The 24,158-nt window shown below is 37.9% G+C and carries 22 protein-coding genes and 2 pseudogenes; 9 read left to right on the forward strand and 15 right to left on the reverse strand.

The window, feature by feature from the left end; translation table 11 throughout:
- Positions 1 to 7 precede the first annotated feature (7 nt).
- Both proQ and A6E06_RS14115 read right to left on the reverse strand, forming a co-directional pair.
- Positions 8 to 637, reverse strand: a complete 630-nt coding sequence (proQ, locus tag A6E06_RS14110) for an RNA chaperone ProQ (RefSeq protein ID WP_065591105.1) — start codon at positions 635 to 637, stop codon at positions 8 to 10.
- Positions 638 to 742: 105 nt separating this feature from the next.
- Positions 743 to 1,195: a GAF domain-containing protein gene (locus A6E06_RS14115; protein WP_065591104.1), complete on the reverse strand. Its 453-nt coding sequence runs from the start codon at positions 1,193 to 1,195 to the stop codon at positions 743 to 745.
- A gap of 83 nt (positions 1,196 to 1,278) precedes the next feature.
- Between A6E06_RS14115 and A6E06_RS14120 the strand changes: the two genes are divergently transcribed.
- The 5 genes from A6E06_RS14120 to A6E06_RS14140 all read left to right on the forward strand — a co-directional run bounded on the left by A6E06_RS14120 (position 1,279) and on the right by A6E06_RS14140 (position 9,777).
- On the forward strand, positions 1,279 to 3,072 hold the full coding sequence (locus A6E06_RS14120; protein WP_065591103.1) for an ABC transporter ATP-binding protein: 1,794 nt from the start codon (positions 1,279 to 1,281) through the stop codon (positions 3,070 to 3,072).
- Positions 3,073 to 3,089: 17 nt separating this feature from the next.
- Positions 3,090 to 4,316 (forward strand): paraquat-inducible protein A, encoded by a 1,227-nt coding sequence (locus tag A6E06_RS14125; RefSeq protein ID WP_065591102.1) that lies wholly within the window; start codon positions 3,090 to 3,092, stop codon positions 4,314 to 4,316.
- On the forward strand, positions 4,294 to 6,930 hold the full coding sequence (locus A6E06_RS14130) for an MlaD family protein (RefSeq protein WP_065591101.1): 2,637 nt from the start codon (positions 4,294 to 4,296) through the stop codon (positions 6,928 to 6,930). The genes A6E06_RS14125 and A6E06_RS14130 overlap by 23 nt, the downstream gene beginning before the upstream one ends.
- Positions 6,931 to 7,093: 163 nt before the next feature.
- The gene (gene rsmF, locus A6E06_RS14135; protein WP_065591100.1) at positions 7,094 to 8,515 is read left to right on the forward strand and encodes a 16S rRNA (cytosine(1407)-C(5))-methyltransferase RsmF; all 1,422 of its coding nucleotides are present in this window, start codon (positions 7,094 to 7,096) and stop codon (positions 8,513 to 8,515) included.
- Between the two features lie 86 nt (positions 8,516 to 8,601).
- Positions 8,602 to 9,777: a threonine/serine exporter family protein gene (locus A6E06_RS14140; RefSeq protein WP_065591099.1), complete on the forward strand. Its 1,176-nt coding sequence runs from the start codon at positions 8,602 to 8,604 to the stop codon at positions 9,775 to 9,777.
- A 68-nt stretch (positions 9,778 to 9,845) separates the two neighbouring features.
- On the opposite strand, the gene yeiP is transcribed toward A6E06_RS14140, so the two are convergent.
- Both yeiP and A6E06_RS14150 read right to left on the reverse strand, forming a co-directional pair.
- Positions 9,846 to 10,412, reverse strand: coding sequence for an elongation factor P-like protein YeiP (gene yeiP, locus A6E06_RS14145; protein WP_065591098.1), 567 nt, complete (start codon positions 10,410 to 10,412; stop codon positions 9,846 to 9,848).
- 99 nt (positions 10,413 to 10,511) lie between these two features.
- Positions 10,512 to 11,402 carry a sulfite exporter TauE/SafE family protein gene (locus A6E06_RS14150; protein ID WP_065591097.1) on the reverse strand — a complete coding sequence of 297 codons (891 nt, stop codon included), beginning with the start codon at positions 11,400 to 11,402 and terminating at the stop codon, positions 10,512 to 10,514.
- 287 nt (positions 11,403 to 11,689) lie between these two features.
- Here A6E06_RS14150 and A6E06_RS14155 point away from each other — a divergent pair.
- Positions 11,690 to 12,450, forward strand: a pseudogene (locus A6E06_RS14155) (transporter substrate-binding domain-containing protein).
- Between the two features lie 75 nt (positions 12,451 to 12,525).
- Here the strand turns inward: A6E06_RS14155 and A6E06_RS14160 are convergent.
- The 4 genes from A6E06_RS14160 to A6E06_RS14175 all read right to left on the reverse strand — a co-directional run bounded on the left by A6E06_RS14160 (position 12,526) and on the right by A6E06_RS14175 (position 14,951).
- Entirely contained in the window at positions 12,526 to 13,212 is a 687-nt protein-coding gene (locus A6E06_RS14160; protein ID WP_065591096.1) for a TVP38/TMEM64 family protein, read from the reverse strand.
- Between the two features lie 2 nt (positions 13,213 to 13,214).
- A complete protein-coding gene (locus tag A6E06_RS14165; protein ID WP_065591095.1) occupies positions 13,215 to 13,784 on the reverse strand; it encodes a glutaredoxin in 570 nt (189 codons plus the stop codon).
- Positions 13,785 to 13,988: 204 nt separating this feature from the next.
- Positions 13,989 to 14,369, reverse strand: coding sequence for a VOC family protein (locus A6E06_RS14170; RefSeq protein ID WP_065591094.1), 381 nt, complete (start codon positions 14,367 to 14,369; stop codon positions 13,989 to 13,991).
- A gap of 21 nt (positions 14,370 to 14,390) precedes the next feature.
- On the reverse strand, positions 14,391 to 14,951 hold the full coding sequence (locus A6E06_RS14175; RefSeq protein WP_065591093.1) for a TetR/AcrR family transcriptional regulator: 561 nt from the start codon (positions 14,949 to 14,951) through the stop codon (positions 14,391 to 14,393).
- A 124-nt stretch (positions 14,952 to 15,075) separates the two neighbouring features.
- Here A6E06_RS14175 and A6E06_RS14180 point away from each other — a divergent pair, with 124 nt between their 5' ends.
- On the forward strand, positions 15,076 to 15,528 hold the full coding sequence (locus A6E06_RS14180) for a DUF417 family protein (protein WP_065591092.1): 453 nt from the start codon (positions 15,076 to 15,078) through the stop codon (positions 15,526 to 15,528).
- 111 nt (positions 15,529 to 15,639) lie between these two features.
- Here the strand turns inward: A6E06_RS14180 and yciA are convergent, their stop codons facing one another.
- The 3 genes from yciA to A6E06_RS19990 form a co-directional block, all read right to left on the reverse strand.
- A complete protein-coding gene (gene yciA / locus A6E06_RS14185; protein ID WP_141676976.1) occupies positions 15,640 to 16,050 on the reverse strand; it encodes an acyl-CoA thioester hydrolase YciA in 411 nt (136 codons plus the stop codon).
- A gap of 144 nt (positions 16,051 to 16,194) precedes the next feature.
- The gene (locus A6E06_RS14190) at positions 16,195 to 17,631 is read right to left on the reverse strand and encodes an amidohydrolase (RefSeq protein ID WP_065591090.1); all 1,437 of its coding nucleotides are present in this window, start codon (positions 17,629 to 17,631) and stop codon (positions 16,195 to 16,197) included.
- Positions 17,632 to 17,780: 149 nt separating this feature from the next.
- Positions 17,781 to 17,930, reverse strand: a complete 150-nt coding sequence (locus A6E06_RS19990) for a hypothetical protein (protein WP_176703462.1) — start codon at positions 17,928 to 17,930, stop codon at positions 17,781 to 17,783.
- A 186-nt stretch (positions 17,931 to 18,116) separates the two neighbouring features.
- On the opposite strand from A6E06_RS19990, the pseudogene malE reads away from it, so the two are divergent.
- Positions 18,117 to 18,791: pseudogene (gene malE / locus A6E06_RS14200) on the forward strand (maltose/maltodextrin ABC transporter substrate-binding protein MalE); the annotation flags it as partial.
- A gap of 60 nt (positions 18,792 to 18,851) precedes the next feature.
- On the opposite strand, the gene A6E06_RS14205 reads toward malE, so the two are convergent.
- Together A6E06_RS14205 and A6E06_RS14210 are read right to left on the reverse strand one after the other, a co-directional pair.
- Complete coding sequence (locus A6E06_RS14205) at positions 18,852 to 19,844, reverse strand: MBL fold metallo-hydrolase (RefSeq protein WP_065591088.1); 993 nt, start codon at positions 19,842 to 19,844, stop codon at positions 18,852 to 18,854.
- A gap of 162 nt (positions 19,845 to 20,006) precedes the next feature.
- Entirely contained in the window at positions 20,007 to 20,828 is an 822-nt protein-coding gene (locus tag A6E06_RS14210; protein ID WP_065591087.1) for a helix-turn-helix domain-containing protein, read from the reverse strand.
- Between the two features lie 67 nt (positions 20,829 to 20,895).
- Here A6E06_RS14210 and A6E06_RS14215 point away from each other — a divergent pair, with 67 nt between their 5' ends.
- Entirely contained in the window at positions 20,896 to 21,792 is an 897-nt protein-coding gene (locus A6E06_RS14215) for a DMT family transporter (protein ID WP_012550255.1), read from the forward strand.
- An 80-nt stretch (positions 21,793 to 21,872) separates the two neighbouring features.
- On the opposite strand, the gene manA is transcribed toward A6E06_RS14215, so the two are convergent.
- The gene (gene manA / locus A6E06_RS14220; RefSeq protein WP_065591086.1) at positions 21,873 to 22,979 is read right to left on the reverse strand and encodes a mannose-6-phosphate isomerase, class I; all 1,107 of its coding nucleotides are present in this window, start codon (positions 22,977 to 22,979) and stop codon (positions 21,873 to 21,875) included.
- Positions 22,979 to 24,148, reverse strand: a complete 1,170-nt coding sequence (locus tag A6E06_RS14225) for a MalY/PatB family protein (RefSeq protein ID WP_065591085.1) — start codon at positions 24,146 to 24,148, stop codon at positions 22,979 to 22,981. Before A6E06_RS14225 ends, manA begins: the two co-directional genes overlap by 1 nt.
- Positions 24,149 to 24,158 lie beyond the last annotated feature (10 nt).

Here is a 24,158-nt window from a genome sequence, read left to right on the forward strand (position 1 = left end):
TGCTCCTTTATGAACGAAGATTCTCCGCTTTAACAACCATTTGTAGGCCATTTGATAAGCGAATTCGTACATCATCCTTGTTAATTTCAACGATTGTCGCAGGCATATTACCTTTACCCATGTTAACGCTTACGTTGTTACCAACTGTAATTTCTTCTGCGTTTAGAGCACGAGTTTCAACTGGTTGTTCTACTTTTTTAGCAGCAACTGGTTGAGGACGACGCTTAGGTGGAGTAGCAGCACGAGCTGTTTTCTTAGCTTTTGCTTCTTCTCTTACTTTTTTAGCTTGCTCTTTACGACGAGCCGCTACTTTTGCTTTGCTTTCTTCAAGAGTAGCTTTAGCGTGTTCAATGTGCTCTTCTTCTAGTTCACCACAAGGGTTACCATCTAAATCAACACGAGATGCGCCCGGCTTAACACCGTGTAGGTAACGCCAAGAAGAGGTGTATTGACGTAAACCAGCACGTAGCTGAGTTTTACTTACTTTAGGATCATCACTTAAACGCTCAGATAAGTCTTGGAAGATACCAATTTTAAGAGGTTGAGCTTCGCCTTCTAAGATAAAGCATTTCGGGAAGCGTTCAGCAATGTATGCAATTACTTCTTTGCTGTTCGCTAATTTTTCAGAGTTTTCCATGTAGTTTCCTGATAGTACGGTTTATCCCGTATTTAGGTGTATTTCTAGTAAAGATATTCCGCTATTATAGATACTTAAGCGTGAAAAACCACTACTGAAGGAAAATTAAAGTCTCTTTTCTGCTTCTTTCATGAAATCAATCAGTCCTTTTTCATCAATTTCACTAAATCGTGCAATTTTTGGGCTATCAATATCCAATACCCCTGCCAATTTGCCATTTTTATAAAATGGGATCACAATTTCAGAATTACTTTCAGCATCACACGCAATGTGCCCATCAAATTGATGAACATCTTCAATACGTTGAACCGTCTCTGTAGCAAACGCGGTTCCACAAACACCCTTACCTATCGAAATGCGAATACAAGCAGGTTTTCCTTGGAATGGACCTAAAACAAGTTCATCATCTTTAAATAAGTAGAATCCAACCCAATTGATGTCATCCAGTTCCATATTCAATAAGGCACTTAGGTTCGCAAGATTAGCGATAAAATCTCTTTCACCTTCAATAAGCCCTATCGCTTGTTGTGTTAAACGTCGGTAATGTTTTAATTCCATTTGTTATTTTCCTTTATTCACTTGCGACTCGTTCTATACTGAGTACAATGCCGGATTAAACAGTAATAGGAACCATTCTCACCATGAGCAGTATCATTTCATCTACAATTAACTGGAATTGGCTATTAAGGCAAGCAAAAACCTACAAAAAACGTTTGGTTGCCGCAAATGCCGTTGCGATTATTGCTACACTTATCAGTGTTCCAATCCCATTATTTATGCCATTGATGGTTGATGAAGTTTTATTAAATAAACCATCTACTGGTGTTGAATTATTAAACAAGTTACTCCCTACTGCTTGGCAAGGCCCAATTGGTTACATTTTACTTGTCCTTGTCTTAGTTATCTTGATGCGAATAGTGAGTCAGATACTTAATATTTACCAAGGAAGGCAATTCAGCTTAGTGTCTAAAACGATCACTTATCAAATCCGCCTTCAATTATTGGATAAGCTAAGTCGTATTAGTATGAAAGAATACGAGTCTCGCGGTAGCGGTGGTATTAATTCTCATATCATTACAGACATAGATACTATTGATAAGTTCCTTGGCGCTACATTAAGTCGCTTTATTGTTTCTTTTTTAACGGTAATAGGCACGGCAGGTGTTTTATTGTGGATTAATTGGCAGCTTGGCTTATTTATTCTTTTGGTTAACCCTATTGTTATTTATTTTTCGCGTAAGTTAGGAAGCCGTGTAAAAGAGTTGAAACGCAAAGAAAATCAGTCATACGAACATTTTCAAACTCGCTTGATTGAAACTTTAGATGGTATCTATCAATTACGAGCGTCAAATCGTGAGCGAGCTTTTTTAGAGCAATTAAAGGATCAGGCAGATAAGATTAGGCACAGTGCTGATCAATTCGCATGGCAATCAGAAGCGGCTGGTCGACTCTCCTTTTTGTTATTCTTATTAGGCTTTGAACTTTTTCGTGCTGCTGCGATGATAATGGTCCTACTTAGTGATTTAAGTATTGGTGAAATGTTTGCCATATTTAGTTATTTATGGGGAATGCTCTCTCCTATTCAGGAATTACTTAGTATTCAATTTTCTTGGTATGGTGCATCAGCAGCACTCAAGCGAATTAATACACTATTGCATATTAATGAAGAGCCTAAAATTGAATCAAACACCAATCCTTTCCACGGTAAGAGCACAACCGAAATAACGATTAACAATTTAAATTTTAGCTATAACGACGAATGCCAAGTATTAAATAATCTATCCTTAACTATACGCGCGGGTGAGAAAGTCGCTCTTGTTGGTGCCAGTGGGGGCGGTAAATCGACACTTATTCAACTATTATTAGGATTATATCAACCTAGCGACGGGCACATTCTATTTAATGGTCACAATACAAAAGACATTGGTTTTGAAAAAATAAGAAACCAAATCTCGGTTGTATTACAACAACCTATACTATTTAACGATACATTAAGGCATAATCTAACATTAGGGTCAGACTACTCTGATGATTTATTATGGCATGCTCTTGATGTTGCTCAATTGCAAGACGTCGTAATTCAACTAACAGATGGATTAGATACACAGATTGGCCGTCAAGGCGTTAAACTTTCAGGTGGCCAACGTCAGAGACTAGCTATCGCAAGAATGGTATTAACTGACCCTAAATTTGTTATTTTAGATGAAGCAACATCAGCATTGGATACGGCAACAGAAGCAGCGTTACATAAGGCATTAAGTGAATTCTTAGTTGGAAGAACAACATTAATTGTTGCTCATCGTTTAAGCGCCGTAAAACAAGCCGATACCATTTATGTATTAGATGATGGTAAAGTGTCCCAATCAGGCACACATCATGAACTGGTTACACAGCAAGGACTGTATCAAACTTTATATGGATCAATTCAAAGTTAATAAATTGGATATATACCGTGGAAGACGCTAAATTTCGTCGCTGCCACGGCTGTGATCTTGTCGTTAAAGTAGCGAAGGTAGAAAGAAAGCAGAATGCACACTGCCCTCGCTGCAATACACAACTGTATCGTGGTAACCGAATTTCATTAAACAGTGATTTAGCCATCGCTATTGCTGCGTTATTGCTATTTGTACCTTCACATTTTTTTCCAATGGTTACCATCCAATTATTTGGTGTCATGATCCCCGCTACGCTGCCTTCCGGAACCATCACTCTGATGGGGGAAGGTTTCCCTATGCTCGGTTTATTAATCCTATTTTGTAGCTCTATTGTTCCTTTCCTTGTTTGTGGTTCGGTCGTGACTGCGCATTTAGCCCTAAGACGAAAATGGTTTACCCTCTTTAGATCCAGCATTTCAACCATTCAGCATTTAAAAGACTGGATGATGCTCGATGTTTTTCTTGTCAGCTTAGCTATCGCCTGCTTTAAAATACAAGACCATGCTGATATTTTTATTGGCTCAGGCTTGTATGGATTAATTCTATTGCAGTTTGTTACATCGCTATTATTAACTCATGTCAGCGCAAGACGCTATTGGCGTGTGTGGCAAAGAAAACACCAACAGCACATTGAAGCGCCAATTATTGAACCCGAGAACTCCATACATTGCGGGCATTGTCACTTCACACAACAAAAAGGCAGTCACTGCATTCGATGTAAACGCCCTATACATTCAAGAAAACCCAAATCCATACAGAAAACATGGACCTATTTACTTACCGCTGCGATATTTATCATTCCTGCAAATATTCTCTCTATATCTATACTGTTAACTAACGGTAAGCGATTAGAAGATACAATTTTTTCAGGGGTTGCAGGGTTAATAAAAACCGATATGTATGGCATTGCCATTATTATCTTTGTTGCAAGTATCATTGTACCTCTCGCTAAAATTTTTGGCTTAGGCTATTTATTATTATGCGTTCAGTTTAAACGAACCGTTTTTCATCGCCAAAGAATGTCAATATATGTGGCCGTAAAATGGATAGGTAAATGGTCCGTAATGGATTTGTTTGTAATCTCGATTATGATGACATTAATCGATCGTGGACAAATTCTAGATTTCACTCCCGGCCTTGGTGCTGTTGCCTTTGGCTTAGTTGTGGTATTTACCATGCTAGCCGCAGAAAGTTTTGATTCTCGTTTAATTTGGGATAATTATGAGCGAAACAAAGAATCTTGATTCATCTATTGAACAAGTGAACATAAAAAATGAACGAGGGATATCTCCATTATGGATGCTACCTCTCCTTGCGCTGTGCCTTGGTGGCTGGCTGGTCTATTCCGCTTTTATGGAAGCGGGTCAACGTGTGCAGATCTATTTTGAGGATGCACAAGGTTTGATTGCTGGTCGTACGACTATTCGCTATCAAGGTCTTGAGGTAGGTATGGTAAAAAACATCACCTTATCTGAAGATCTTTCTAATATTTATGTCGATGCAGATATATACCCAGAGGCATCAAGTCTTCTTAAAGAGAATACGCAATTTTGGCTTGTTAAACCTCAAGCGTCTTTAACTGGTATTTCAGGGTTAGATGCGCTTGTTTCCGGTAATTACATTGCTATTTTACCCGGTTCTGGAGGGGCTAAAACCACCTTTACCGCACTAGCAAATTCCCCAGCGATTCAACCAGATTCAACGGGGTTAAGTGTAACGCTTAGATCTAAAGATTTAGGTTCAATTTCTGTTGGTTCAAAAATCTATTACAAGAAAATACCAATAGGTGAAGTGTATAACTTCAAATTAGATCAAGAGTCCGATAATGTTCGTATAAAAGCGCTTATCCAAGAAGAGTACGCGCATTTAATTACGTCAAAAAGCCGCTTTTGGAACGCCAGTGGCATTGGCGCTAACATCGGTTTTAGTGGTGTTGAGGTTCAGTTTGAAAGTTTATCTGCATTAATTGGGGGTGCGATAGCTGTTGACTCCCCTGACGATGGTGCTGAAATAGAAAATGGCAAAGAGTTCCGCCTTTATTCAAACATTAAAACGGCGGGTCGTGGTATCCCTATAAAAATCACATTACCAGATAACAATCAAGTGAGTCCTAATGGTTCTGCGATTATGTATCGTGGCCTTGAAATTGGTCAAATCAACAGCTTAAAACTGTCTGATGATAAAAAAGACATCATTGCTTCTGCCACTATTGAACCTTCTTTTAGTGACTACCTTAACGATGGTTCTCGCTTTGTGCTTGAAGAAGCTAAATTAGGCCTTTCAGGTGTAGAGAATATTGGTAATCTTGTCCGTGGTAATTTCCTTACTTTAATCCCAGGTAACGGTGATAAATCACGAGCATTTACAGCAATAAGAAAACCAGAGCTTATCAAACAAGATGCAAGAGCCCTTACCTTTTCCTTATATGCAGATCGCTCTTTTGGGTTAACACCAGATACTACGATCTTATATAAAGGCATTAAAGTCGGTTCAGTAACTCACGTTGCATTAGTGAATGACCGAGTTAAATTCGATGTGATGATTTTTGAAAAGTACAAACATCTAATTAAATCTAATAACAAATTCTTTGTATCTGGCAGCGTTTCTGCAGAACTAACCGATTCTGGTGTAAATATTGATATTCCACCAACGCAAGCGTTGATCTCGGGTTCAATAAGCTTCAGCAGTGAAGGTAAAGGTTACAAGCAAAAAAGCTACACTTTGTTCAAGAACAACTCTCTTGCAGAGCTCGCTCAGTTCAAAACAGAAAAAAGTACAGAGCTGACTCTATTTAGCCCTGAACTACCACCTATTACTAAGAACAGCCCTATTTTATATCGTAACCTTGTTGTCGGTAAAATCACCGATTTCAGTTTGGGTAATGATGGCGTCAACATAAAAGTAAACATTGAAAAGCAATACGCGCACTTGATCCAAAACGATACCGTATTTTGGAATTATTCAGGCGTAAATGTTGAAGCCAGTTTAACGGGAGTCAATATTCAAGCCGCCCCACTCATGTCGATGATCCGAGGTGGCATCGGTTTTGACAATATGCAAGGCGTAGAAAACAAACTAGGTAAAAAATGGAAGTTATACTCAAACCTATCTGAAGCACAAGAGTTTGGTAAAATAGTTGCCTTCACTGCGAAAGACAGTAACTCCATATCAAAAGGAACCTTGATTAAATATAAAGGCGTGTCCGTTGGTGAAATAAGTAAAATTACACCAAACTTTAAACAAGGCAATGTTTACGTACAAGCTCGAATCTACCCTGAATACGTAGACCAAATTGCAGTATCAGGAAGCCATTTTTGGGTGGTTAAACCAAACATTAGTCTCTCTGGTGCTGAAAATTTAGATACGCTACTTGGCAGCTATATTCAAGTTACACCTGGGGATGGTAAAGCTCGAACTCAATTTAGCTTAACAGACCAACCTCAAAGTAATGAGTATATTCCTTATACTTTAGAATCAATTACACGTGGGTCTGTAAAAGTAGGCACCCCTATTTTATTTAGAGAAATGGAGGTCGGTGAAGTAACTGATGTTAAATTAGGTGATTTATCTGACCGTGTTATTTTCACGATTGGCATTGACCCTGATTTTGGCTACCTTATTCGTGAAAATACAGTTTTCTGGAATGTCTCTGGTGTCAATATGTCTATTGGCTTGAGTGGCGCAAAAGTACAAGCTGGCACAGTCGACAGTATCTTACGTGGTGGTATTGCTTTCTCAACCCCTGATGATGAAGCCCTGCAACCTAAAGCAAAAGCAAAAAAATCTTATCTATTATATAAATCAGCAGAAGAAGATTGGCCTTTGTGGAATGCAGCAATACCGAATCCAAACAAGTAGCCATACACACATAAAATAGTTAAATTTAGGCAACCAAACTTCACATTGGCTGCCTTTTTTTATTTAAGGCCTAAATTTGTCCTATAACTACCGATTCCATTTAGACAATAGTGTTAATTGCGTTTACACTCCTTGCCATAACATCACCCTATGAGATCCATCCGTGCACGATAATATTTTTCTACCTGAAGCCTTCTTAACGCAAGTGCAAGAAACCATGCCTTCCCACCTTTCAATGGAAGATTTTGTTGCTGCTTGTAAACGTCCTTTGCGCCGTAGCATTCGTGTAAATACATTAAAAAACAGTGTAGAAGAATTTAAACAACGCGCCGATGAAAAACAATGGAAGCTAGAGCCCGTTCCTTGGTGTGATACTGGATTTTGGATCACAAGACCAGAAACAGACACGGTGAAATTAGGCAGTACTGCTGAACACATGTCAGGTCTATTCTATATTCAAGAAGCCAGTTCTATGATGCCAGTAACGGCATTATTAAAAGATAATGATAACATTGAAATGGCATTAGACATGGCCTCTGCCCCAGGTTCTAAAACCACACAACTTGCTGCGGGCATGAAAAACCAAGGCGCATTAGTTGCCAATGAATTTTCATCAAGCCGAGTAAAAATACTGTGTTCTAATGTGCAGCGCTGTGGCGTTAGCAATGTTGCTCTTACCCATTTTGATGGTCGAGTATTCGGCGGTTGGTTACCTGAAACCTTCGATTCTATTTTACTAGATGCCCCTTGTTCTGGTGAAGGGACTATTCGTAAAGATCCAGATGCGATGCATAACTGGAGCCCTGAATCAGTCATTGAAATTGGAGATACTCAACGCGACCTAATCGAAAGTGCTTTTCATGCTCTTAAACCGGGTGGCGTGATGGTTTATTCTACTTGTACGTTGAATCATCAAGAAAATCAGAATATCTGTCATCATTTAATAGAACAGTTTGGTGACGCGGTCACGTTTGAACCGTTAGGTGATCTCTTTGAAAATGCAGAGAAAGCATTAACTAAAGAAGGTTTCTTACACATCTACCCACAGATCTTTGATAGTGAAGGCTTCTTTGTTGCTAAAATCCGAAAAAATTCAGCAACAGTCGCACCTGAAGTTAAAAAACGCTTAGGTAAATTCCCCTTTGCTCCCGCTTCAAGCAAAGAAGTAACAGACATCGAAGCAGAATTAAAAGCCACCTTACAACTCTCAATCCCAGAAGCAAACGAGTTATGGATAAGAGATAAAGAAGTATGGGCTTTTCCTAAACGTATGAAGCCTTTAATTGGTGAAATGCGTTACCACCGTATTGGGTTCAAGCTTGCGGAAACTCATAAGAAAGGTTATCGCTGGCAGCACGAAGCAATCATGGCATTGGCTGATGCAAACAACCCTACCGCGAGTGAATTGACCATTGAACAAGCCCGCGAATGGTACATGGGTCGTGATGTACGCCCTGAAATCGTAGGCAAAGGCGAAACCATTGTTACTTATTGTGGCGCCGTTATTGGTCTAGGAAAATGGGTAGGAAATCGCATTAAAAACGGATTACCGAGAGAATTAGTTCGTGACGGTAACTTATTCTAACTAAACGAACGATAGCCATCGTACAGTTAAAGGAATCAAGATAAACTGTACGGTGGGTTATATACAACAGAATTAGGAATACGGACATGCCTACGCAGTATAGAATAAATAGGATTGTCGATATTGGGGACACATTGCACCGTTGTGGGTGTGCTCCTTATAAAGTAGAGCGTTACACCACTTTTTACGCCAATAAACACGGTGTAAATTGCATGATACAGGCGACACCAACCGCCATTAATTATCAGTTTCCTGACGATAATAACGCAGTGATATTAAAGCGACACAAACCGGCTAGTATTGATTTAGGCCTGTTGGCAAATACGATAATTCAATTACAACAACCCTTAACCCCGGTACCATTAGCTCCTGCAGAAGGAGTGTCTTACCCTACTTGGATTGTCCTTTTGGCAAACACGTGCATCCCTCCCGCATTTTTAATGCTCGTAGGTTCAACCTATGAAGCATTGTTTGTGAGTTTTCTTTTGGGGTTTATTGTTTGGGCTTGCCAAGCTATTTGTACTAAGCGTCGTAGCCTTGCTGTTGAATTCTTTAGCGCAGTCATTGTCACTCTCATTGTTACTTTTATTGCCAGTCTCGGCATCCCCATCCCCGTTCTTGCACTTTGTATTGCTGCCATCGTCCTTTTTGTCCCCGGATTATCCATTGCCAATGCACTTGAATGTTTAGCATTTAATGATCTTGTTTCTGGAACCAGCTTACTCGGTCAATGCTTCTTAACACTCATCAAACTCTTTATTGGCATTATTATTGGGTTACATATTGGAGAGGCTCTTTGGGGCGTACCCGAGTTCATCGATTATCAAAACGAATTTCCACTCTGGTTACAAATTGTAGGACTTCCTCTGATCTCTTTTTCCATTGGGGTTATGTTTAAAGCCAGACCCATAGATATGGTTTACAGCTTACCGGTCGCCGTATTAGGCATGTGGGGGCCCTTCTACCTTGGCTTTGATGGCGGATGGGTTGTTGGGACTTGGGTTACCACCGTTTTGATCACGCTCTATGGAACATGGATAGCAAAAAAGTTAAATCTGACTGGTATTATTTTTATCATGCAGGGGATTATAATTTTAGTTCCGGGAAGTCGAGTTTTAGTCAGTGCAAGCCAAAATGTATTTGAAGCCTCTATACTTCCTATCCCAAGTATCGGCCTATCTGCCCTTTTCATGTTCTCTGCTATTGTCGCAGGTCAAATTACAGCTTATTCAATCTACTCCCCTAAAATAGATCAAGATTGATATCCGTAAATAAAACACATAAAAAAGGCCAACTATAATAGTTGGCCTTTTTCTATTTCAAAAAGCGATTATGCACGGCTCATGAACTTGTGTTCAGTCGTGTTGATTTTCACTTTCTCACCGTTAGCGATGTATTCTGGAACTTGTACAGTTAAACCCGTTGTCATTGTCGCAGGTTTAGTACGAGCACTTGCAGAAGCACCTTTAATTGAAGGAGCAGTATCAACGATAACTAAATCTACAGCTGAAGGTAATTCAATTGCAACTGGCACGCCATCAACGATTAAAATTTGAAGACCTTGCGTCTCTTCAGAGATGAAAAGTAATTCTTCTTCGATAGCTTCTTTGTTGAAGTTATATGGAGTGTAATCTTCTGCATCCATGAATACATACTCATTACCATCAACATAAGAGAAAGTCGCACTACGACGGCTAAAATCAGCTAAAGTAATTATATCATCTGATTTAAAGCTCTCATCTGCTTTTGAACCCGTAGCTACATCATACATACGCATACGGAATAACGTTGCGCCAGCACGACCACTTGGTGTTAGCTTGCTGATTTCTTTAACGAAAAATACTTTACCGTTCAGTTCAATTGCTGAACCTTTTTTAATGTCGCTTGCCTTTGGCATGATAAAAAATCCATAAATAATTGGTAGGTGAAAAATACCATGAACTTTTTATATCTCCAATAAATATGTGCTTTAAACTCGTCATTTATCGGTTAATTATTAGGCATTCGAATCAATAAGAGCTTCTTTTCTTCCTTGCTGCCAAGATCTAAGCATAGTTATCGCAGTATAAAGCACAACAAACGACACTAACCAAGATAGCATCTCTACATCTAATGATTTAACGATGAAAGCAGCAATGAAAACACCGATGGATCCGGTAACGACAACAACGAGTGCAGCCCTTGAATTTAATGCTTCTTTTTGAATAAAATTACCAGAAGAAAAAAAGCAAAGAAACGCACATGAGCACATCATAATAGGAAATGCGGCCAATGGGTTCATTCCTAATAAATAAATCATCGTCATACAAGGGGCATATAAACCAATACCAACCGTCATTAATGCACCAAAAATAAAGTTACCAATAATGCCTATCACCAGCTTCTCACCAGATAACCCAAGCGCATCGCCACCTAATGGAAACAGATGAAATTGCCCAGCAAACATTAAGAATGCCACCACAAATAATGCGCCCGTCATAATCAGTCTAATAAGCTGGCGATCAAAATTTGAAACCAGTCGAGCCCCTATCGTTGCACCTGCACATGCAGAAACAATTAGGCTAAGTAATGTAGTTAAATCCACATTGATTGCAGTTAAGAATATCAAGGCCTGAAATACTGTCGCCATTGTTGCTTGAGCGTTCATTGTTCCTGGGAGATCTTTATCATCGAGAAGTTTAAATTGTTTATAGCCCGCTGTTTTTATAGCAAAACTTCCTACACCTAACGTGTCACAGAAATTAGCAAAACCACCAATCAGACCAATCGCTACCACATTCGTATTCTTCTCTGATTCTTTTTTTCTCATCCATAGCTTAATAAGCATATAAAGAAAAATCACACCACCAATAAGTAGACTAATCTGTAAGAGTAAAAGAACGGTCATGATACGCACACTGCAATAAATAAGGGCACAAATCATAGTCCAGTTTTATTTGAAAAACCAGTGAAGTCCCTTATGAACAAAGGGGTTAATAAAACCATAAGTAACAATCAATCCACATTATTAACACTTAAAGATAAACACATTCTTTATACCTATATATTTAGTAATTCAAGCGAATGAAAAATGCTTAACTATGTTTTTTTATCGTTATTTATAGAATAGTTTAGTGCGTTACTTTGTGAAAAAGTGATAGATTTGTTAGCTAACCTTATAAATAAAAATATCTTATGAAATCAAAATTATTGTGCTTATCTCTTTTGCTTGCCGCTTCCTGTTCAGCCCAGGCTGATCGCCTCAGTGATATTCAAGAATCAGGAGTACTTCGTGTCGGTACCACTGGCGATTACAAACCTTTCTCTTCTTTTGATGGTAAAAACTATGCAGGTTACGATATCGATGTAGCGAAACACGTTGCTAATCAACTTGGTGTGAAACTAGAGCTTGTGAAAACGTCTTGGAAAAATTTAATTCCAGATCTAAACGCCGACAAATATGATATTGCAATGGGTGGGATCACTCGTAAAATGCAACGTCAATTAAATGCAGAACAAACTCAAGGGTATATGACATTTGGTAAATGCTTTCTTGTTGCTAAAGGGACAGCAGAGAAATTTAATACCCTCGATAAAGTAAACGGAGAAAAATTCGAGTTGGCATTAATGTAGGTGGAACAAATGAAATTTTTGCCAATAATAATTTGGAAAAAGCCATTTTTACACGTTATGAAAATAACCTTGATGTACCTCAAGCCGTCGCTGAAGGAAAAGTAGATGTGATGGTAACAGAAACCCCTGAAGCCCTTTACTATCAAGCAACAGATAAACGATTAGAAGCCGTTCGATGTGATAATCCATTTACTAAGAGTCAATTTGGTTACCTTATTCCGAAAGGCGAGCAAGAACTATTAAATACAATGAATTTCATTATGGATGAGATGAAGCTGAAAGGAATTGATGACACATTAATGAAGCAAAACTCACTTCGCTAACGTGTTCTAAAATCAATCTTGCTTAGGATAAATAAAAAGAACGTATTGAGAAATATCAGTACGTTCTTTTTTATATTACGATCCCGTTTGAGATCGTCTTTTTTGAATAAAGTGGATAATAAACTTAATCACAATTGGGAATAATCCAAGTAAAGCTAAAGATCCTAAGATCTCAGGAGAAATAAGCCCAGACAAGGAAGTAATCTCAGACAACTGTGTACCTGCATTAAGGTAAACCATAGTCCCTGGTAACATACCTAATTGACTAAATAAATAAAATCGTCCTGCACTTATCTTAGTTAATCCCATCAATAAATTAATAATAAAGAAAGGAAAAATAGGAATTAAACGAAGCGTTAATAAATAAAATGCCCCATCTTTTTCTACCCCTTGATTAATTGGGACTAATTTATCTTTAAACTTACTATCAACCCACTCTCTTAATAAATAACGACTGCTTAAAAAGGCGATGGTTGCCCCAATACTACTTGCAAAAGAAACAAGTAATAGGCTCCACCAAAAACCGAACAGAGCGGCGCCGAGTAACGTAACTACTGCAGCTCCGGGAATGGACAATGCTGTAATAACAACATAGGAAAAAAAGTAAGCAGCACTGTAAAAGAACAGATTTTCTTGGATGTCGCTTTGAAGCGATTGATGAAACTCTTTAATTTGCTCTAATGTAAGCAAGTGTCCAAAATTGAAATAAACAACCGCAAATGAAGCAAGAAGAACAATTAATAGTATTAATTTTTTATTCATAACTAGCTCCCTACTTTAGCATTCATTGTTTTTTCCAGGTCATCAAAACCGCCAACATATTTGCCTTCTAACCAGATCTGAGGCACGGTTACTGGTGTTTTCTCGCCAATAATAGCTTTAACTTCAGGGATCATTCGGTATAAAGCGGCACTGTCTTTTACGACATCATGATAAATATACTCTATACCAGCCTCATCTAAAGTCGCTTTTGCTTTAATACAAAACGGGCACGTTGCCTTACCAAACACAACATTGCCTTTAATATCATCTTGCTTGGCGACTTGTGCAATAACCGCCTGAACTAAAACACCGCGATTTAATGCTTCACCTTCGCTGATCACTTTATCTTCAACAATAATAATCGGAGCATGCCATGCCTTAAGCTTTAATGGTTCCCACCAGTGAGATAACCAGTCTTTCACTTCTAATTCGATTGGGATCCCAGCAAGTTCAGTATTAAACGTATCTTGAAGAATATCTTTGGTTAAAGTGCATTCACCACAAGGGATATTAACCTTAAATGGTCCCCAACTACCTGCCCAACGATATAACGTAATTTTAATTGGCTTCATAATTTTATCCCTTACCGATACAAATTAAACTGAACTGTTTAGTTTAATTTAGCTTATATCAAACTTAAGTCAACCATTAAAAACAAAAAGACATAATTAGTTAACTTAATGATAGTCGCTATTTTTATGCTATGAATACGGTATAGGCGATAAATGGTGAGATAACCATCTATTTAATTGTGATTAATCTGCTTAGTCTTAAAACTATAGATAATTTGAGAGTTCTATCAAGTTACCATCCGGATCTCTAAAATAGATAGATACGATCTTACCCAAGGCTCCTGTTCGCTGGACTGGCCCATCAATAATCGTAAGACCTTGCTCTTCTATGTGTTTTTTTACTTCTGTAATGCTCGTGTTCACAATAAAGCAAAGATCAGCACTTCCGGCTTTTACATTCAGAGCTTTTGGCTCAAACTCATTGCCTTGTTCATGTAGATTGATCTTCTGATCACCAAACAACAAAGCGACTCGCCCCTCACCAAAGCTTATGTGCTTCATTCCAAGTACTCGAGTATAAAAATCTACTGTGTTATTAATGCTTTTTACTGTGAGTACAAGATGATCTAAATGACTAATTTCCATGATGGCACCCCACCCTAAATATTATTCCGGCTTAAAAATGATATCTATAAACAATTGATGAGCTAATTCAATAAGTAATATATCTTTCGTTAATTGTAGTGACGCTAATAAGCCGTTATAAACTAGCCCTGCTTTTTTAGCTTTCAACTCCGCATGACTAATATCATGCCTTTTTAAAAGTGCGATTAATAAATCTTGAGTTTTTTGCTTATATTGTGCACTAACCTCAGTAATAGCCTTATCTTCATTACTGTATTCACTAAAAGCAAGCTGGAAGTAACAGCCATTAAATGAATCAATATCAATACAACCAACAAGGCCTTCAAAACGTAGAGCTACTTTTTCTTCTAGAGTCAGGTCTGTATTCTCAAAAATCACCTTTACACTCGATAAAGATTGCTCGCTAAAGAGCTCTAAAGCCTTGGCTATCAGGTTTTCTTTAGACTGAAAGTACTTATAAATAGTTGCCTTTGACAAGCCCGTCGCAGCCGTAATTTTATCCATACTCGTACCATGAAAGCCATATAAGGCGCACAGTTCTATCGTTTTTTGTAACGCATTCAATCTCTTTTCTTCTTTCATGACATCTCTCTCCTCTATTGGTTCCATAATAACAAAATAAACTGTTTAGTTCAAAATCGGGTTGACTTACTTGAGATTATATATAAATTAAACTAAACAGTTTAGTTTATATCGGAGATGAGAAATGGAAAATAAGACACCGCGAAGAATACACAATGAAACGTCTTTAGGTTATAAGATTGGCGTTTTTGGCGTAATTCTTACCTTGTTGTGGATAGGTATTTTTAAATTTACCCCAACAGAAGCAGCAGCAATCGAACCTCTTGTGATTAATCATCCTTTAATCGGCTGGATATATCACTTTATATCGGTACAAATGGTTTCAAACATCATTGGGTTAACCGAAATTGTTATTGCTATCGGACTTATCGTGGGTTTCTTTAACCCTAAGGTTGGTTACTTCTCTGGGATCTTGGCCCTACTCACCTTTATTACAACATTAAGCTTTTTAGCCACCACCCCAAATACATGGACAATGGTTGATGGCGTGCTAACCACTAACTTTTTCTTATTAAAGGATATTGTGTTTATTTCTATATCATTATTAGTCATTGAGCATAATAAAAAACACATCTAGAACTTATAAAAAAAGCCTGCTCAACATATATTAAGCAGGCTTTTATTTTTTGATGTTAAACAGAAATCACGACAACACTTGGTAAGTTCTACTTAATACCAATCATAATAGTTATGAATGTTTAGGGATTGCTCTTGGTTTACCTTTTGAATCAATCGCTACATAATTAAATGTTGCTTCACACACTTGGAAGCGATGGCTAATTTCATCTTCTTTAATTGGTTTTACCCAAACTTCTAAATCAATCGACATTGACGTACGTCCAACTTTCGTACATTCACCATAACAGCAAACAACATCACCAACACTCACCGGTTTTTTAAATGTAATGCTCGATACAGAAACCGTCACAATACGCCCTCCTGAAATTTCCTGGGCTAAAATTGCACCCGCCAGATCAAGTTGCGACATAATCCAACCACCAAAAATATCACCATTAGCATTTGTATCGGCAGGCATAGAAAGAGTTCGAAGAAGAAGCTGCCCTTTTGGTGTTTGATTGGCGTTTAATTCAGTTATCAAAGTAATTCTCCACATTAAATATTTTGAGAACCATATCACATTTTGAAAATATCGGCAGAAATATTCATTTTGCTAAAGAAGATTCACCTAACGTTGCACTTAAAAAACCTGCTCAGATTATTCTAAGCAGGCTATCCTTTTTTCTTAATCCATTAAGCTTTTTGATTTAATGGCTTTTTTCGATAGCTCTTTCGCGAATGCGGCTATGTCATTCTCAAACTGTTTAACACTCTCACGAATATCATCTAATTTAACCGTCTGCATGTTTCTGTTTTCCATAATGACTTTGCCATTCACGATTGTCATATCTACATTGCTCGGGTTCGCTTGATAAACCAATGTGGCATACGGGTCATAATTTGGCATCATATTAGCGGACTGAGTTTCTACAATAATAATATCCGCTTTTTTCCCGACGTCTAAAGATCCAATTTCATTTTCCATATGCAGCGCTTTAGCTCCGCCGATGGTTGCCATTTCAATCACTTGCTCTGGGATCATTATCGTTCTGTCTGAGTATTTTAAACGCTGCATATTTGCGGCATAACTCAGTGTTCTCCATAGATCCACTTGGTTTGAACTCATTGGTCCATCAGTACCTAAACCAATTCGCATATCAGCACGATACATATCCCACGCGGGGGCAATACCTGTTGCGCCTTTTGCATTCGCCATTGGGTTATATGAAATACCCGCATCCGCCTCTTTAAGTAAAACCTGATCGTGTTCTGATAAATGAATACCATGTGCAATCACAACGCGTTCATCAAGTACTCCAATCTCATCTAAATACTCAACCGGTGACGTCGCTTTTGTTGGATCTTTAATTCGAGTTTCTTCGTTTGGAAATTCAGCAACATGAATAAGTACGGGTACATCTTCACTTTTTGATAATTGATTAATTTCTTGAAGCTTCTCTTTACTCACAGTATAAACCGCATGGGGAGCGAAAGCTGGCGTGATCAGAGGGTCATTCTTATACTCTTCAATAAACGTCTTTGCATACTCAATACCACCATAAGGTTGTTTTGCATCCACCACTGGAAACTTAATTACGGTTTCACCAAGCACGGCTCTTAAACCAACTTCTTTTGTTGCTTTTGCCATTTCATCCATGTGGTAATACATATCAGCATATGTAGTTACACCGCTTTGTGCTAAATCGATAGCCCCTAACTTAGTGGCATTGTAAATTAATTCTCGACTTAGTTTTTCAGACTCTAACGGGAAGAAATAAGCAAATAATCGATTTGATATTCCTTCTTCACCTAGACCACGAAAGGCTATCATTGGGAGGTGATTATGAGTATTAATCATACCTGGCATTACGATACCATTTTTTGCATCAATCACTTTTGGCGCTTGGTATTGATTTAATAACTCTACCGTCCCAACAGCCAAAATCTTATCATTCTTAATCACAACAACACCGTCATCAATCACCTGCATCGCAGAGTTCATTGTCAGTACTTGTCCATTATTTATGATCATATCGGCATTATATTTTTGTTTTTCTGTCGCCAAACCGCAACCGGAAAGTAAAACAACACTTAAACTAAATACCAAACTTTTAAGCTTCATTCCTAAACCTTAATTAAATATTCCCTAATAAGGAGTCACGTAAATTTAAAGGGAAAAATAAACTTACCGTCTTTAAGATAAGAAAAAAGAACGTAAAGCGTTTATAGCTATACGTTCTTTTCTATTTTTATTTTAACGCTGATTAGGCGTTATAGTTCATACATTTTATCAAACTCACGTTGCGCTAAAATTTCTTCAATTTTTGAGCGAGCATCAGGTTTGATGTTTGCATCAGAACTTGCTTGTTTTGCTTTCTTCCTTGATTTAACTTCACGTACTGGTTTAATTTTATCAGTCATACACTTCTCCATTTGATAACTGAAGTATAACATTATTTTAATTACTATTATCATAGTATCGTCAAATCATTCAAATTTAATAAATAAAAAACAAGCTTTAATTAATTTATAAACTGCTTTCCTTCACATTTATCAATCTTACTTTAAAAGATTATTTCAACTAATACTTGATAGCTATCACCAATAATGTAGTGGGATGTGAAAAATGCATATTTCACTTGGCCAATGATCTCTTCTGGTGGCGCTTATGCATTTAAGAAAACCACCTCTGGTTACAATGCGAAAGATACTGGTGTAAATAACCCAACAGCAGTTCATGGTCTTCAATTCTTAGTTGATATGGTAAATAAGGGGATCGTTAATCCAAATATGGATTATTCAGTGTCAGAAGCCGCCTTTGCTAAAGGGAATGCTGCAATGACAATCAATGGACCTTGGGCATGGGGGAACTTAGATAAACTTGGCGTAAATTATGGCGTCGCGGTTTTACCAACACTCAATGGAGGCAAAGGAAATCCATTTGTCGGTGTGTTAAGTGCTGGTATTAATGCTTCAAGTCCGAATATTGATCTTGCCGTCGAATTTCTTGAAAACTACTTATATCAAGATGACGCTTTAAAAATCATGAATGATGATAAACCGCTAGGAGCAGTAACATTAAAGTCGTTCCAGAAAATATTAGAAAGCGATGAACGCATTAAATCCACCATGATTAATGCAGAGAATGGTGAAATCATGCCTAATATCCCACAAATGACGTCTTATTGGTTCTCTGAAGGTGCTGCGATTGATAATGCAATGCAGGGAAAACAAACCGTCAAAGAAGCGTTAGACATGGCTGCACAACAAATTACAAGATAATCAATCAATACAAAGCTCGTACTCTACAATACGAGCTTTTTCTTATTGAAGAATCTTATCTTAAAACTGCAATGAATCACCTTGCTCAGGAAAAATGAAATTAACACCTAACTTATTTGCATCCGCTAGCTGTTTTTTGATCGTCACTTTAGGATCTTCACTATTCTTTAAGCTATATTTAATATGACTAATGACAACATTCAAACCATTTAATGACCCATTTCCATTCATGCTTTCAAGTACTGTCAGTTCTTTGAGTAGCCAGTTTGGTGTTAAATGCCCAAATAGCGATTTATCTGGTGTTTCATTCGTAAAAGAAACTTCAATGATAATTCCTTTTAACTTTCCTTGTTTTACAAAAGGCGCCAATGTTGACCAAGCAGTTTTCAATGCTGAGCTTTTTTCTATTTCATCAGGCCCTGTATCCCCAAAATAAGCGAATACATCTCCTTTTATATCTTTTAAAATAAATGCGGTTGATTCTCCACCAGAATGAGACAGTGGTAAGGCCATTACGCTCATTGTGGTATTCAAAACAGGAACCCACGTCGTCGGTACCAAATCGACGTAATTGTATTTATTTAATTTAAAACCATCGCCTTTATTACCAAAATTAGGCCATGCCGACCAGTTAAAGTAATTTTTCATAAGGTCTTTATTTGTCGCTTCCAGCCCATAGATCGGTTTTTTGCTGTCATCTGGAGAAGAAATAATTAAGCCTGCCACATGATCTAAATGAGCATGACTAATAAAGTAACCTTTAATTTTTTCATTTAATAAATACCCTACTTTGGTGTAATGGGTATCATCTGGCAACGCTATATTTTTAAAAGCCCCTTTCTGCTCTGAAACAATCAATCCATTCACGACAGAACCGGCATCAAGCATGACAAAATTTGCATCTTGTTCACTCTTAATTAAAAAAGCCGTTAAATTGCCATCTTGGATCCCTCCTTTGCTCCCTAAAGTTACGGTATCAAAACTGTTTGATTGAGCGGTAAAAGACAATACAGACAAACAGGTAAATAACACGACTAATTTACTTTTAAACATATCCGACCTTATTTATTTGGCACACCCTTGTGCACAATCAGATAATACAATGAGAAAAATAAATGGTGTATTAAATATTTAAAACTATTGATAAGAAAGAAACTATAGGTAACAAAGATTCCCTTCCATGGAAAGCAAATCAAGCAATTGATTGTCTATTTTCTAATTATCCATCACTGTTGAAGTTTCATTTTGCTTTCTAAATTGTTCCGGAGTTACACCAGTATGCTTTCTGAACATTTTAATAAAAGAGGACCCTTGGCTATAACCAAGCTGATACGCTATTTCATTAATGCTTATGGATTCTTTCAATAGTGTCATTGCCTTAACTAGTTTTGCTCTCTGTCGCCAATCATTAAAGCTCATTTTTAATTCTTTTTGAAAACGTCTGGCTAGCGTCCTTTCTGTACTAAATACACGTTTAGCCCAAACAGATAAACTCGAATCATCTTCAGGCGTTTCTTCCAGTTGCGTCAAAATAGGCGCTAATAACTTATCTTGCGTTGATGGTAAATAAATTTCAATCGGGTTTATTTTTACTAATCTATCCATAAGCACATAGCTAAGGCATTTATCTTCTTCTGAGCTCACCATCGTTGTTTTTCGTTCAATCAAGTCATCAATTATTGCTCTTAATAACGGTGTTAATGGGATCATACACGCGTGTTTAGGAAACTTTTCACTCAACTCTGCCGTAATATTAATGGCGCAATATTCGATGTCACTCCGATTAAATGCTCGGTGCTTTTGGTAAGGAGGCGTCCAAATCGTATAGTTTGCAGGGCACACCATTTTCTGTTGATCGACTTCCATTTCTAACACGCCTTGCTTAATTAAATGCAACTGCCCCCAAGAATGAGAATGTGGCAAAGTTTCTGTTTTTGCTTCAATAAAAAAATAGTGGCAGAACACATCTGTTGGCAGTGTTTCTGTTAATTTAGGCATGAATTTTTTATATGTCGTAATCGCTATATCCGGTGTCATAAATGGTATACCACTGCTCTCTGTATTAGTGTGACAATTCTGTTAATTATCAATAACAGAGATTATTATGAATTTATTTTTCCCAATCACTGCTGTATTTATTTGGGCAGCAAACGCAGTAGTAAGTAAACTAGCCACTGGCGCAATAGAACCGGGGGCAATTGCTTTTTATCGCTGGCTTTTCGCTTTATTTATCTTGCTTCCGTTTTGTGTAAAACCGGTATGGCAACAACGACAATTAATAGTGAAGCATTTAGGTAAGCTCGCTATTCTTGCTTCACTTGGCATGGTATTAAATCAATGCCTTGCTTATTATGCTGCACACACAACCAGTGCAACCAACATCGCCGTTTTCTTATCCTTAATGCCCCTATTCAGTTTATTTCTAGCCGTGCCTTTATTAGGTAAACAGTTAAAGCAACAAGCATTAATAGGAGCCGTTATTTCATTCTCTGGATTACTGTACATGCTCAGTGAAGGCAGCCCTGTCAGCTTACTAACGAAGGGAATTCAACAAGGTGATAGTTTGATGTTTATTTCCAGTTTGGCTTATGCGCTCTATTCAATATTGCTGAATAAATGGAAGTTACCTCTTAAGCCTTGGACTTCTGTCTTTTGCCAAATTACGATTGCAACTCTATTACAACTTCCCCTACTGCTAAGTAGTAATTCCTATGCAATTACAACAACTGCCTTTCCTATGGTTCTGTTTGCTGCTGCATTTGCTTCCGTGTTAGCCCCATGGTTTTGGTTGAAAGGAGTTCAGCGAATTGGAGCAGCCCAAGCAACCTTATTTATGAACCTAGTTCCAATATTTACCGTGCTCATTAGTCTTCTCTTTTTAGGACAGTCACCAACGGTATATCACCTAATTGGGGGCGGTTTTGTCTTTATTGGCTTGCTATTAGCTCAAGTGAAGATAGTGCCTTGTAGAGTTAACTTTAATCCTGATGTAATCAAATAATCGCTATCAACTACTCTCAGTATTTCTCATAATTGTCTGATAGTTATAAAAAAGCCGATAACATTATCGGCTCTTTTTTTCTATTTAGATTCAAAAGCCCGAACTAATAATCCATCACCAGATACCTGATAAGCACCTGATTCAATGAATAATGACTGCCCAGCTAACAACACCGTGTCATTAAATTGAACCTTTCCTTTGGCAACCAATAATATTGAACGAGACGTCACCGTTAAAGATTGTTCATGCTCAGTGACTTGGCATAACGCTAGCCCGAAATCAGTCTCTGTTGGTTGCAATATTTGTTCTGACTTAACAAGCATTGGCACTAACTTTTCAGGGGTAAACGGAACAAATTGAGTACAAGCCATTAGCTCTGCCGTATCAATATACTTTGGGGTAAGCCCTGCTCTTAATACATTATCTGAACACCCCATTAACTCAATACACGTCCCCTTTGTGTACGCGTGAATCGTTCCCGCAGGTAAATACATCGACTCACCCGGCTCTAACGTTAAACAATTCATATAAAGCGGCGCTAATATTCCAATATCACATGGGTAGTAATGTGCAAGCTCAACCAATTGCTGCCACATTGGTTCGTTACAAGTAATAGCAATAGATAATGCTTGTGCAATAATCTGCTGTTTATCTTTTTGTGTTAGTTGCAACAAGGATAATAATAACGTCTGATGATTAAATGTTTCACTGTGTAAGATAGTCTTTAATGCATCTGATTGAATTAAGTTAAGATTATCAATGATCTCTTCTAACGGCCTAAACCCCACCATTATTTTAAAAGGTGACAGCGCCATGACCATTTCTGGTTTAGCATAAGCGTCTTTATAATTTCGGTGTGGTGCGTCTAAAGGAATATGTTGTGCATTTTCACGCTCAAAACCGGCTTTGGCTTGAACATTATTTGGATGTACTTGAAGCGATAAAGGTTGCGATGCACTCAATACTTTAAACAAAAATCGAAGTGGCTTTTGTTCAAGAAACTTATCCAGTGTTTGCCAAGAGCTATCATCAAGTTGAACTTTAGAAGGTAAGGATGGATGCCCCCCTAACCACAGTTCCGCAAGCGGTTTATCATCTTGGATCGGAAAACCAAACAAACCATAAAGTAAGTGGGATCCCCATTGATAATGGCGCAGCCCTGCTTCAACGTTATATACAGTATTCATTAAGATTGCTCTTTAATTGCAGAAATGAGCGCAGATAAGCCTTTTTCCACTTTTATGCGCGGACAGCCTAGGTTAAGTCTCACAAAACCTTTTCCTGCAACCCCGTAAGTACTGCCTTGCATGATGGCAACTTTATGATTTTTAATTAAGCATTGATTTAATGCATCCATATCTAACGAAAAAGAAGACAGATCAATCCATGCGAGATAAGTAGAGTCTGGAATTTGATAACCGATACTTGGTAGCTCCCTCGCCAATACCTCTTGAACATAGCGATGATTTTTATATAAATACGACTTTAATTCATCAAGCCACGGGCCCCCTTCTTGATAAGCGGCCATTAAGCCAATAACACCAAGAATAGAAGGAGAAGAAAGCCCATCCACTTGTTTAAGGTTAAATAAGTAATGTTCTCTTGCAACATCATCAGCAATAAAAGCATAAGCCCCATTAAGCGCCGGAATGTTAAATGACTTTGATGCAGAACTGACTAAGGCCCAGCGACTCCCCATTCCAAACCCTTGCCAAGGCGTATGAGGTTTAAAACAGATGTCCATGTGGATCTCATCACTGATCACTGCCACATGGTATTTTTCACAAAGAACCGCCATGCGCTTCAACTCATCAGCAGTCCAGATTTTGCCAGTTGGATTATGAGGGCTGCACAGCAATAAAATCGTGTTATTAGGATCAGATAATTGAGCTTCAAATACATTCCAATCAATTTGATACCCTTCTGAAGAAGGCGATAATTGATTTGGAATAATCGTTCGTTCTAATCCTAAAATCATTTTATCAAAGGCATCATAAGCTGGAGTATGAATAATAATACCTTCACCTGCACTGCTCCATTGACGGATCAACTGAGAAATAATATAAATAACAGATGGCCCATAAACAAGATGGTTATCATCAAGCTCAGCATTAAAACGGTTCTTAAACCAATCGTTAATCGCTCCTTTGAAATCACTGTGATCCCAACGGCTATAACCAAAAACAGGATGCTCCATTCGTGATTTTAGTGCATTCATAACCACTGGTGGCGCAGCAAAATCCATATCTGATATTGTGAATGGCAAAAGATCGGCCTCACCGAAGCGATCAGCAACGTAATCCCATTGAGTGCAGTAACTGCCTTTACGATTGATTTGCTCAGAGAAAGTAAACATAGCGACTCCA

It is taken from the genome of Aliivibrio sp. 1S175 (assembly GCF_001690985.1).
Classification (GTDB): Bacteria; Pseudomonadota; Gammaproteobacteria; order Enterobacterales; family Vibrionaceae; genus Aliivibrio.

Bases quoted from the DNA above. Each gene is read 5' to 3' on its own strand.
- A6E06_RS14165 (WP_065591095.1), bottom strand. From the start codon at position 13,784: ATGAAGCCAATTAAAATTACGTTATATCGTTGGGCAGGTAGTTGGGGA.
- A6E06_RS14160 (WP_065591096.1), bottom strand. From the start codon at position 13,212: ATGAATAAAAAATTAATACTATTAATTGTTCTTCTTGCTTCATTTGCG.
- A6E06_RS14175 (WP_065591093.1), bottom strand. From the start codon at position 14,951: ATGAAAGAAGAAAAGAGATTGAATGCGTTACAAAAAACGATAGAACTG.
- A6E06_RS14180 (WP_065591092.1), top strand. From the start codon at position 15,076: ATGGAAAATAAGACACCGCGAAGAATACACAATGAAACGTCTTTAGGT.
- A6E06_RS14205 (WP_065591088.1), bottom strand. From the start codon at position 19,844: ATGTTTAAAAGTAAATTAGTCGTGTTATTTACCTGTTTGTCTGTATTG.
- A6E06_RS14210 (WP_065591087.1), bottom strand. From the start codon at position 20,828: ATGACACCGGATATAGCGATTACGACATATAAAAAATTCATGCCTAAA.
- A6E06_RS14130 (WP_065591101.1), top strand. From the start codon at position 4,294: ATGAGCGAAACAAAGAATCTTGATTCATCTATTGAACAAGTGAACATA.
- yeiP (WP_065591098.1), bottom strand. From the start codon at position 10,412: ATGCCAAAGGCAAGCGACATTAAAAAAGGTTCAGCAATTGAACTGAAC.
- A6E06_RS14120 (WP_065591103.1), top strand. From the start codon at position 1,279: ATGAGCAGTATCATTTCATCTACAATTAACTGGAATTGGCTATTAAGG.
- A6E06_RS14140 (WP_065591099.1), top strand. From the start codon at position 8,602: ATGCCTACGCAGTATAGAATAAATAGGATTGTCGATATTGGGGACACA.
- A6E06_RS14190 (WP_065591090.1), bottom strand. From the start codon at position 17,631: ATGAAGCTTAAAAGTTTGGTATTTAGTTTAAGTGTTGTTTTACTTTCC.
- proQ (WP_065591105.1), bottom strand. From the start codon at position 637: ATGGAAAACTCTGAAAAATTAGCGAACAGCAAAGAAGTAATTGCATAC.
- manA (WP_065591086.1), bottom strand. From the start codon at position 22,979: ATGAATACTGTATATAACGTTGAAGCAGGGCTGCGCCATTATCAATGG.
- A6E06_RS14215 (WP_012550255.1), top strand. From the start codon at position 20,896: ATGAATTTATTTTTCCCAATCACTGCTGTATTTATTTGGGCAGCAAAC.
- A6E06_RS19990 (WP_176703462.1), bottom strand. From the start codon at position 17,930: ATGACTGATAAAATTAAACCAGTACGTGAAGTTAAATCAAGGAAGAAA.
- A6E06_RS14115 (WP_065591104.1), bottom strand. From the start codon at position 1,195: ATGGAATTAAAACATTACCGACGTTTAACACAACAAGCGATAGGGCTT.
- A6E06_RS14170 (WP_065591094.1), bottom strand. From the start codon at position 14,369: ATGGAAATTAGTCATTTAGATCATCTTGTACTCACAGTAAAAAGCATT.
- A6E06_RS14150 (WP_065591097.1), bottom strand. From the start codon at position 11,402: ATGACCGTTCTTTTACTCTTACAGATTAGTCTACTTATTGGTGGTGTG.
- A6E06_RS14225 (WP_065591085.1), bottom strand. From the start codon at position 24,148: ATGTTTACTTTCTCTGAGCAAATCAATCGTAAAGGCAGTTACTGCACT.